The following is a 10,351-nucleotide window of genomic DNA, read 5'->3' on the forward strand; positions in this document are numbered from 1 at the left end:
TTGTTCGCTTTGGGTGGATTGCGGTCCTTTGGAGTAAAAAATGCGGATATCCGCAAAGTCCGCTTTGCGGTCGCTCGCGATTTTTCGGCCAACTTCCGCGTTGAGCCCAAAGCGGACTGAAATGTGCTCGCCAAAATGAATTGCGGCGATAGACATTCTCTTGAGCGGTCTAACCCACTACTAAATGCATTCACCGCCATCGATAACCAGGGCTTGCCCCGTCATAAAAGCGGATTCATCTGAAGCTAAATAGACGATCCCATGGCCAATCTCTTCAACTGTCGCCCATCGACTCATGGGGATCGCCTGCTCGATGTAGCTTTCCAGTTTGGCACGGCCGCCCATCTGCTTTTCGAAGCCTGCATTGAAAGGGGTGTCTACAAATCCTGGACATAGGGCATTGAAACGGATTGCATGGACAGCGTAGTCGGCTGCCATCTGCCGGACCATCGCAACAGCAGCGTGCTTTGTAGTCGCATAGGCGATCATACCCCGGTCATATTGAACTCCAGAATTGGAGGCCGTGACGATCACGCTGCCTCCACCTTGTGATTTCATATGGGGGACGGTTGCACGCGCGGCAATGAAGTGAGCGCGGACATTCAATGCCCAAGAAGCATCCATTCCATCTGGTTCCACTTCTTCCAGCGTTCCTTCGATCTGCAACCCAGCGTGAGAGTGCAACACGTCAAGCCGACCGAAGTTTTTAACTGCTTCGTCTATGGTTCTGGTAAGGGCATCGTCATCGGTCACATCAAGCTGTATGGCAGATGCTTGATTTCCCTGCGCAACGATCGCGGCCACAGTGGCTTCAGCAAGTGTTGCATCGCGATCGGTTACCACAACATGCGCACCCTCTTGTGCCATTGCCATTGAACCCGCCCGACCAATTCCTGATCCCGCGCCCGTCACGAGCGCGACCTTACCTGCAAGCCGCATGTCACTTGGCTCCTTTATTTAATTATTCGATTTTGAGGCGCCTCGGCGCAAAAGCAGCTGCGCTGCAACGAGCAACAAGAGCGACGCGCCCATAACCATAGTGCCGATGGCATTAATCTCGGGTGTTACGCCGCGCCGGATGGATGAGAATATGTAGATTGGCAGGGTTGTTTCTGAGCCAGCTACGAAGAACGCGATGATGAAATCATCAAATGAGAAAGTGAAGCTGAGCAGGAAGCCTGCCAAAATTGCCGGTGCTATCAACGGCAGCGTCACCTGTCGAAAGGTGCCCCAGGGCGTCGCAAAGAGGTCAGCCGAAGCTTCCATGAGCGCGCGGTCCATACCCGATAGCCTTGCACGTACGATGATTATGACCAGCGCCATTGTGAACATGGTGTGTGCGGCGACAAGCGTGGGCATCCCCATGGAAAGTTGCGGGGGATTTGCTCCATCGGGCCATAGGCTTGCAAGAAGCGGGTTTAGCCAGCCGAATACGGTGACCAGGGCAATGAGTGTCGCGATGCCGATGACGATACCGGGTATCATTATCGCAATATAAATCATCGCATCAAACAAAGTTCGGAGCCATCCCTTAACCCCTTGTAAAGCGATGGCCGCCATGGTTCCGAGAGTGGATGCGAGGCAAGCAGTTATGAATGCCGCAAGCAGACTGGTCTCGAGCGCGTCCATTACAAATGGGTTGTTGAGCGCTTTACCATACCATTGGGTCGAGAACCCCATGAACTGGCTTGCGTGTCGTCCGGCATTAAAGCTGAAAAGCGCGATGATGCCGATTGGAATATAGAGAAAAAGGTAGACGCAAATCGCGTATAAGCGCATCGGACCCTCACATCAGCGAGACATCTTCGCGCTGGCCACCCAGGCGCGCGATGAATTTCATGTAAATTGAGACAGTGACAAGCATTACGACAACCAGAGTCATTGCGACCGCCGATCCGTATGCCCAGTTCCGAGACTGCAGGAACAGGTCCACCAGCGCATTTCCGACGAAAAAGACCTTTCCGCCGCCCAAGATCGCTGGGATCAGAAACTCGCCCATCAGCAAGATGAAGACCAGCATGCAGCCAGTTGCGATACCAGGTACCGACAAAGGAAGTGTCACCTGACGGAACGTACGCCATGGGGTAGAGCCGAGATCAGCCGATGCTTCCAGAAGGCGTTTATCCAGTTTGTCTAAGCTTACAAAAATCGGGAAAACCATCAGAGGTAGATACCCATAGACAATCCCGACAAGCACAGCGAACGGCGTATTTATCAGGCGGATATCATCGATGCCGATCGACTCCAGTAAAGCCGGCAAGCCACGCCCCCCAAGGATGAAAATCCAAGCGTATGACCGGATCAGGATCGATGTCCAGAACGGCACGATCACTAGGATCAACAGCGAAGTTCTCCACTTTGGTGAACAACGCACCGCAAGAAAGTAGGCGAGCGGGTAGGCAATTACCAACGCAGCGATAGTCCCCAGAGGTGCAAGGATCAAAGTGTTCTTAAACGCCGTCCATCGCGCAGGAAGGTTGGCATATTGTTCCAACGTGAACGCTGGAACGTAGCCTCCGGCGGCTCCCCGTTCGCCAAAGGAAAAGACAAAGACGACCAGCAGAGGAAGGGCTAGCATTACCAAAAGCCATATTCCTGCTGGAGCCAGCAACAGTGCTTTTCTGCCTCGTTCGGTCATTTTGTCCTCGTCTTTTCCGATATTGGCGGCCTTGCCGCTTAGGCCGACTTGAAGCGGGCGAGCAACTCGGCGCGGTTTGGATCGGTTAGTGTAGCCGCCGCGCCGAACTCGAGTGCATTCAGAAGGTCAGCTGCCGGATAAAGGATCGGATCTTCCAGTAGTTCCTTCGGCAGCAACGCATTGGTGCGAGCATCAGCCGATGGATAGCCGTGAGCGAGGACTTCTTTCGCATTAACTTCCGGGTTCAGCAGGAAGTCGATCAAGGCATAAGCGGCATCCATATGGGGTGCGCCCTTAGGAATAGCGTAGTAGTCGGACCAGAGTTCACCGCCCTCAGTTCCCAGAACGTAGGCGATTTCAGGCATGTCGACATTCATCTGCTTGCCGTCACCTGTCCAGCACATCGTCATCCAGGCGTCACCGTTACGCATCGGTGGCTGATAATCCGACGAGATTGCAAACAGATGCGGTTTGGCATCCAGCAACAATTTCTCGGCATCCGCCAGTTCCTTCTCATCGACCGAGTTGAAGGAGTAGCCGAAGTATTTCAGGGCATTACCGATAGTGGTGAGTTGGTAATCATGCACCATTGTCCGGCCTGAGTAACCTTCCATAGTAAGGTCCCAGAACTCTTTCCATGTGGTTGGAGTCGGAGCGCCGTCAAGCTTGCTGGTGTTCACTGCAAAGCCAGTCGTGCCCCAGTTTTTTGGCACCGCGTAAAGCTGGCCATCGACAGAACCGGCATCGGAAAAGCGCTGTTCGAATGAACCTTCGTCGTAGTTTGGCAGTTTGGACGTATCGAGCGGGATGATCAGATCTTCACCCACATACGTAGTGATCGTGTAGTTGGTTGGAACGAAAACGTCCCAGCCAGACCCTCCAGCCTGTAGTTTTGCCAACATCTCTTCGTTCGAGCCAAAAACATTGACCTGAACATGGGCGCCAGTGGCTTCCGTGAAGGCTTCGAAGTTCATCTCGTCATGGTAGTTCGGCCATGTGGCGAGGATCACTCGGTCGCCAATGTCCCCGGCAGCAAATGCCGGGCGTGGACGCAACCCAGGAATGGCCGTGCCCAGAACGGCCGTTGCCATCCCAAGACCTGTCACGCCTAAGAAATGTCGCCGTGTAACCGAACCCTTTTGGTACCGGCGAAGCTCTTCCATGAACTTTTGCTTGGAAATAGTCCCATTATCCTTGGTCATTGTGAACCTCTCTGTTGTTGGATTGCGGGATTTGTTATTTTTCCAGGATCAGCAGTGCGCCTTCGCCCCATGAAACAAAGGCCTGCTCTCCTGCATTGAACGTCCCCTCGTTCAATTCCGCTTGCCTTGGCACAAGTACGTGGAAATCACCCAGTGCTTCGTTGCGCGCAAGGTATTCTGTGTGCTCCCCAAGGAAGATCCGATTTTGAATGGTAACCGGCAGAGCGATTTCAGCTGTGGTTAGCGCGCGGGTCAGCGTGATCTGTTCAGGACGGATACTAACGCACACTTCCTGCCCTGCATCTATTGGAATCTCCGGAGTTCCGTGCACCTTTTGGCCACTCGCTAAACGCACAGTGATTTGGTCGGCTGCTGAGTCAGTCACAGTTGCATCAAAGAAATTTGAGGTGCCTACAAATCCAGCCACGTAGCGGCTGCGGGGCATGTCATAGAGTTCGCGTGGGCTGCCAACCTGCACAATACTGCCGCCTTCCATCACACAAATTCGGTCGGACATTGAAAGCGCTTCTTCTTGGTCGTGCGTGACGAGGACAAAAGTTATTCCCAGTTGTCGTTGCAGGTTCTGCAGTTCAAACTGCATTTCTTTTCGAAGCTTTCGATCCAGAGCAGCCATTGGTTCATCAAGCAGCAAAAGCTTGGGCTCGTTTACGATCGCACGCGCCAAAGCGACGCGTTGCTGCTGACCACCAGACATCTCCCAGATGCGACGTGGGCCAAACCCACCAAGACGGACAGTTTCCAGCGCTTGCTCAACCTTTGTCGCGATTGTTTGTTTGTCTACGCGTGGTCGTTGTTGGCGCAGGCCGTACGCGATGTTGTCGAACACGCTTAGGTGAGGAAAAAGAGCATAGTGCTGAAACACCATGTTGACTGGGCGATGGTGCGCATCCAAGTCGTTGACGACTTCTCCATCGAGCAACACCTGACCTTCGGTTGGCTTCTCGAAACCTGCCAACATTCTAAGCGCAGTGGTTTTGCCGCAACCAGATGGGCCTAAGAACGACAGGAACTCTCCTTTCCCAATGGAAAGATTCAGGTCTTTGGCGGCGACCACATTCCCGAAGGTCTTGGTCACTCCTCGGAGTTCCGCAATCGTCTGCATGGTGACGCTCATGTCAAAGCTCATATACTGCTGTTTTCCTTTTGCTTGATTTTTTGGCATTTGTTGGCATACCACTCAAACAAGGAAAAAGTAACAATAACCCGGAATAACTGTATATACCACAATTGGGGTATAGAGGTGCTTTTCGAATATCTGGAGCGGCGTGTGTACGATTGGATGGAAGAGGCCGGCAGGGTCGTGGAGAAGATCGGAACCCCAGAATTTCCATGTGCTTTGGCAGATGGCATACGGCAGGTCGCACCATTTGATTTTACGGTGGTGTTTGGCCATGTCGGAACCGAAGCACCAATAGACCTTCACGACGATTTCCCCAAAAGCAAACGGCGTATTTTTGTTGAGGATTACCAAGCCGGGCCCTACGTACTTGATCCATTTTTTTTGGCCGCGACAAAGCCAATAACACCGGGTCTGTACCGCATGCGCGATATCGCACCGGACAGGTTCTATCAGGGCGAATACTATCGCAGCTATTACAAAAGGACTGGGTTAGCAGAGGAGATTGGCTACTTTATCGATAACCCAGGCGCTGGGATGGTTGTGGTCTCGCTCATGCGAGCAGAGAAGCCTTTTTCCGCCAAGGAAATTCGTCATTTGCACGCTCTATGGCCGCTCGTTCGGGCAGCCTGTTGCAAACATTGGAGTGACTTTCCAACGATGGCCCGCGGCGCCGCAGCGAATGGCGTTAGTCGTCGCGTTGATCTAGCATTCCAGGCATTTGGCGATGGCGTTCTGACGCCACGAGAACGAGAGGTCGTTGAGTTCACATTGAAGGGCCATTCGGCAGAAGCTGTTGGCACAATTCTCGGCATCTCTCCAGGCACAGTCCGCATCCACAGACGCAACATTTACGCGAAACTTAGGATCAACTCGCAGGGTGAGCTTTTTTCAAAGTTCATTGAAAAGGCGCTTTAAAAGGTTCCTTGAACACCCACTTTATCCGTTTTGCCGACCTTGCTACCTTGTGACCCGGAAAGCACCAAACATTTGGACGGCACTGTCTGATAGCCAAGGAACCCAAAGGGAGAGGGTTGGGACGCCCGGGACCCATGTTGGGCTAAATTAATACCCGAAAACGCTTTCGGGCCATTGTCTATCTAACCGGATCAGCCGTTTTAAAAATGGCGTCAAGATACGAAAGACAAAATTTCATGGACGCACCAGTTATCCAGTTGATTTTTATGCTCATCTTGCTGGTTATCGTGATCTGGCTTTATATCCTGCCGATCACGATGGCAGGGCGGCGCAACCGATCCGGTTTGATCTGGTTCCTGATCGGTCTGGTTGGATCACCCCTTTTGGCTATTCTTTTGCTGCTGGCTCTAGGTGACGCACCCGAACAACCAACAACCTAATTTTGGGACGATACCATCTGACACTCAAAAGGGCTTAACCGGAGGGTATTTGGACGCTCGTGAGCCATAACGTCCTGCTCAGCATGCAATAAGGGTGCCAATTGAGACACTATACTTCCGGAAGTGAAGACAACTAATCCTTCTCACTCTCCACAACCGGGTACTGTAAACCCAAGGTTGGCCGATTTGATTGGAGAACCACAGACCGCTTTGTCTCGCATAGCAGGCATTCAGGTGAAATCCGCGAATGGCCGCATCGAGTCCAAAGCAGACCAGCACCAAAACCCGCAATGTTCTCGCACGGACGAAAATTTCAAACGTTGGTCAATTTTACCATAGTAGCAGGCTTGCTTTTTGCGCCTCGAAACCTTTTGGCGTCGGAAAAAGCGAGCGCATCCTGGCAACAAGTTCGATCTCACCATCCAGCATCTTTCGGACAGTGTTTAACCAGTTATTGAAGGTTTCAGATTCCCAATGATCTTGGACCGCGGCTTCGTTCCTGAACACCTCGTAGAAATAGAAACGATTTGGGTTTGTTTCATCCACCATAATATGAAACTGGAAAACTTCGGGTTCTTCACTGACAACATTTTGCGCTTGGAAGATGCTGGCGTCCAAAAAGGGCTGCCGATACTCAGGTTTCACGTTGATCACGAAGAACCCACCAAACATTGCATCGTCCATATTTGTCTCCTTCATTGACCAAAAAGCGGCGAAGGTCGCAAAACACACCTGTCCTGCTGGATGGCGTTAACCTACAGCACTGCGATACCCATGAACCTAAGCGGGTACCCTTTCTTTATCTGCTTCACCCCATCCTAGCGCGCGTGCAAGTTCGTGTGACATTGTGGTAAGTGTATGGCCAATCTTTTCTCGCTTCGAAGGTGTAAACACCCGAAGAGACGCCGTAGCGCCGATTGAAAGCGTCGCACCAACACCTGTCTTAGTCAGCGTTGTTGCGACAGAACTGATCCCGCGCTCGAGCTCTTCAACACACATGGCATACCCTTTGGCTCGAATGACATCGAGTTCCGCGGCCAGATCCTTAGGGTCAGTAATCGTGCGATCTGTGTACCGCTTAAGCTGCCCATCCAATCGGTCTTGAGACAGCAGCTCAGGCGACACGGCGGCGATTGCCTTGGCGCAAGAGCACGCGTGCATTGGTCGTTTGCCCATACCTGGATGAAGAAAAGACACGCCCGTCTGCGGCGTCTCGACATGAATAATCTCAACCCAATTGCCCCGTAGCCGAGACAAGAAAAACGCAGCGCCATAGTCATTCGCGGCGCCAGAGAGGACAGGCGCAATCACTTGCAAAATAGCGGGATCAGAGTGATCGCTCAACGTGATACGCTTTAGCCTGATCCCAATCGCGAACTCACCGCGGGTTGGTGATTCAAGGAGGCCGGACAAAACAAGGTCTTGAACCAGCCTGTAGGCCGTCGGTTTAGGTATATCGGACTGGGCACAGATATCCGCTACGGACGCACGTCCTTTTTGACCCACGATTTCCAAAATCAGCGCTAATCGTTCGAGATGCATTTTCTCACTTTTTGATAACTAAGTTTTCGATATACGATACAATTTAGGGAATCAAGGGAGGAGCACTCGATGGATGGACAATGCTGTGGACCGGGCTTCAAGAGTCCGCAAGAAGCCATCAAAGCCCCCCGAGAAAAGCTACTCTACACGATCGCCATCTACACCGGGACAGGGATCCAGAAACCTGATTACCTTGCTACAGTGGATGTCGACCCTGACAGCCCGACCTATTCTCAGGTAATCAATAGGCTGGAAATGCCGGGGATTGGGGACGAGCTTCACCACATGGGGTGGAACGCCTGTTCGTCCTGTCACGACGACGGCTCGATGTCCCGCAAATACCTGATCCTGCCAGGCGTACGCTCTAACAACCTTCACATCGTTGATACAGCCACTGACCCGCGTGCGCCGCGGTTACATAAGGTCATCGACGGGGCCGAGATCAAGGCCAAGGCAGATTTATCGGGGCCGCATACCGTGCATTGTTTGGGCTCGGAAATCATCATTTCCTTCCTCGGAAATGCCAAGGGTGAAGCTCCTGGAGGCTATCTGCATCTCGACAAAGAGTTCAACATCGTCGGTCGCTGGGAAACCTCGATGGGCGATATCAAGTTTGGCTACGATTTCTGGTACCAACCGCGCCACAACGTGATGGTCAGTTCCGAATGGGCTGCGCCCAATACATTCATGCCGGGCTTCGATCTGGAAGAAGTGGGCCATCTGAAATATGGGCGGGAGCTGCATTTTTGGGATTTCGAAAAGCGCGAACCGGTCGAAAGCTTCTATTTGGGTGAAGACGGGCTGTTGCCACTGGAAGTCAAGTTCCACCATGACCCTGACAGCACGCATGGGTTCTGTGGCGCAGCTCTTTCGACCAATGTGATCCATTGGTGGCAAGACGATGCTAAAAAGTGGCGGTGGGAAAAGATCATTGACGTGGAAAACGAGATGCACCCCGAATGGCCGATCCCGTTGCCGGGGGTTATGTCGGCGATCCTGATCTCGATGGACGACAAGTACTTGTACCTGAACAATTGGCTGCATGGAGATATGCGCCAGTATGACATCACCGACCCGCATAATCCCAAGCTGACCGGCCAAGTGTTTATGGGGGGCCTTTTGGGTAAAGCTCCGATCGTTAACGGGGTCGAGGTCGCGGGTGGTCCGCAAATGTTCCAGCTCTCTCTCGACGGACGAAGGCTTTATGTCACGACCTCGCTGTTCTCGACTTGGGATAACCAGTTCTATCCCGAGATCCGCGAAAAGGGCGGGGTTATGGTGATGATCGATTGCGACCCTGAAAACGGTGGTATGAAGATCAACGAGGATTTCATTGTGGACTTTGGCAAAGAACCGAATGGTCCATCGCGCTGTCACGAGAGCCGGTATCCGGGCGGTGATTGCACAAGCGACATCTGGCTATGACTACGTATACCGTGACGATCGCGAACAGAGATGGCGCGCAATACTGTGTGGATGCGCGGCGTCCACTTCTGGAAACGCTGAGAGAACAGGGCGTCGACTTGCCCTTTGGGTGCAAGTATGGCGGCTGCATTACCTGCGCGGCAAAATTAAAGACTGGCGCGATCGATCAACGCCGACAGGTTGCGCTGAATAATCGGCAAATCGCGAACGGCTATGTGATCCTTTGCGTTGCACGTCCGACATCCGACATCACGCTTGAGATCGGGGTCGAGAGCCATGACAAGCTGTACCGCAATCCGTTTCTCGACCCTCTCAAACCCCACGAACTCAAGGCTGACATTGCGACGCCGAAGGAAGGTTAACCGATGCCCGAAGCAGATATCGACCGCATCTACGATTACGACCCCAAGTACCTAGCCGACATCCTGCAGTCGGTCAAAACCATTGCAATGGTGGGGGCTAGCGCGGACAAAACAAAATTCAGTTATGGCGTTCTGCGACAGCTCAGTGAAATCGGCTATGATATTGTACCGGTGAATCCTAACCCTAATGTTTCGGAAATTAGAGGGCTCAAGGTCTACCACTCGCTGGAAGAGATCGACAAACAAGTTGATATGGTTGACGTCTTCCGTCCAAAGGAAGAGTTATATGGCTTTGCCGAGAAGGCTATCGCAATCGGGGCAAAAGTTCTTTGGGGTCAAATCGGTGTGTACGACGACCAAGCAGCGCAACTCGCCGAAGCGGCGGGCCTTAAAGTCGTGATGAACCGATGCCCCAAGATTGAACTCTTCCGCCCTTTTTGGAAGCCGCGCCTGGACCTAAAGATATGATGGAAATTCGATTGGTAGCGGCCTCCTCAGCATCCAATGAGGGTGCCAATTGAGATATTGTGCTTACGGAAGAGAAGACAAGTAATCCTGTCACTTTACACAACCGCCTAGTCTAAAACCAAAAATGTCCGATTTGTTCGGAGAACCAAAGGCCGCTTTGCGGTGCCGATTCAACTGATCGCCGCAACACACTCTTGGAACTTCTCTGCGGGTGAGAA

The 10,351-nt window shown here is 52.4% G+C and carries 12 protein-coding genes; 5 read left to right on the top strand and 7 right to left on the bottom strand.

The window, feature by feature from the left end:
* Positions 1-180 precede the first annotated feature (180 nt).
* From GOX45_RS21700 to GOX45_RS21720, 5 genes are read right to left on the bottom strand one after another with little or no spacing between them, the layout of a single operon-like run.
* Positions 181-939 carry an SDR family NAD(P)-dependent oxidoreductase gene (locus GOX45_RS21700; protein ID WP_171104033.1) on the bottom strand — a complete coding sequence of 253 codons (759 nt, stop codon included), beginning with the start codon at positions 937-939 and terminating at the stop codon, positions 181-183.
* 18 nt (positions 940-957) lie between these two features.
* Positions 958-1,779 carry an ABC transporter permease gene (locus GOX45_RS21705; protein ID WP_010442232.1) on the bottom strand — a complete coding sequence of 274 codons (822 nt, stop codon included), beginning with the start codon at positions 1,777-1,779 and terminating at the stop codon, positions 958-960.
* A 7-nt stretch (positions 1,780-1,786) separates the two neighbouring features.
* On the bottom strand, positions 1,787-2,638 hold the full coding sequence (locus GOX45_RS21710) for an ABC transporter permease (RefSeq protein WP_170707451.1): 852 nt from the start codon (positions 2,636-2,638) through the stop codon (positions 1,787-1,789).
* A gap of 38 nt (positions 2,639-2,676) precedes the next feature.
* A complete protein-coding gene (locus tag GOX45_RS21715; protein WP_171104034.1) occupies positions 2,677-3,840 on the bottom strand; it encodes a PotD/PotF family extracellular solute-binding protein in 1,164 nt (387 codons plus the stop codon).
* 34 nt (positions 3,841-3,874) lie between these two features.
* A complete protein-coding gene (locus GOX45_RS21720; RefSeq protein WP_171104043.1) occupies positions 3,875-4,987 on the bottom strand; it encodes an ABC transporter ATP-binding protein in 1,113 nt (370 codons plus the stop codon).
* 141 nt (positions 4,988-5,128) lie between these two features.
* Here GOX45_RS21720 and GOX45_RS21725 point away from each other — a divergent pair, with 141 nt between their 5' ends.
* Entirely contained in the window at positions 5,129-5,896 is a 768-nt protein-coding gene (locus GOX45_RS21725) for a helix-turn-helix transcriptional regulator (protein WP_371809008.1), read from the top strand.
* Positions 5,897-6,132: 236 nt separating this feature from the next.
* On the top strand, positions 6,133-6,336 hold the full coding sequence (locus GOX45_RS21730; RefSeq protein ID WP_171104036.1) for a hypothetical protein: 204 nt from the start codon (positions 6,133-6,135) through the stop codon (positions 6,334-6,336).
* Between the two features lie 330 nt (positions 6,337-6,666).
* Here GOX45_RS21730 and GOX45_RS21735 read toward each other — a convergent pair whose 3' ends face one another.
* Both GOX45_RS21735 and GOX45_RS21740 read right to left on the bottom strand, forming a co-directional pair.
* Complete coding sequence (locus GOX45_RS21735; RefSeq protein WP_010437910.1) at positions 6,667-7,020, bottom strand: putative quinol monooxygenase; 354 nt, start codon at positions 7,018-7,020, stop codon at positions 6,667-6,669.
* 96 nt (positions 7,021-7,116) lie between these two features.
* Positions 7,117-7,878, bottom strand: coding sequence for an IclR family transcriptional regulator (locus tag GOX45_RS21740; protein ID WP_171104038.1), 762 nt, complete (start codon positions 7,876-7,878; stop codon positions 7,117-7,119).
* 69 nt (positions 7,879-7,947) lie between these two features.
* On the opposite strand from GOX45_RS21740, the gene GOX45_RS21745 reads away from it, so the two are divergent.
* The 3 genes from GOX45_RS21745 to GOX45_RS21755 are packed head-to-tail and all read left to right on the top strand — an operon-like array spanning position 7,948 to position 10,133.
* Positions 7,948-9,303, top strand: coding sequence for a selenium-binding family protein (locus GOX45_RS21745; protein WP_170377337.1), 1,356 nt, complete (start codon positions 7,948-7,950; stop codon positions 9,301-9,303).
* Positions 9,300-9,665 (top strand): 2Fe-2S iron-sulfur cluster-binding protein, encoded by a 366-nt coding sequence (locus GOX45_RS21750; protein WP_170789615.1) that lies wholly within the window; start codon positions 9,300-9,302, stop codon positions 9,663-9,665. The genes GOX45_RS21745 and GOX45_RS21750 overlap by 4 nt, the downstream gene beginning before the upstream one ends.
* Before the next feature lie 3 nt (positions 9,666-9,668).
* Positions 9,669-10,133: a CoA-binding protein gene (locus tag GOX45_RS21755; RefSeq protein WP_171104041.1), complete on the top strand. Its 465-nt coding sequence runs from the start codon at positions 9,669-9,671 to the stop codon at positions 10,131-10,133.
* Positions 10,134-10,351 lie beyond the last annotated feature (218 nt).

The organism is Ruegeria sp. HKCCD7255 (genome assembly GCF_013031565.1).
GTDB lineage: Bacteria > Pseudomonadota > Alphaproteobacteria > Rhodobacterales > Rhodobacteraceae > Ruegeria.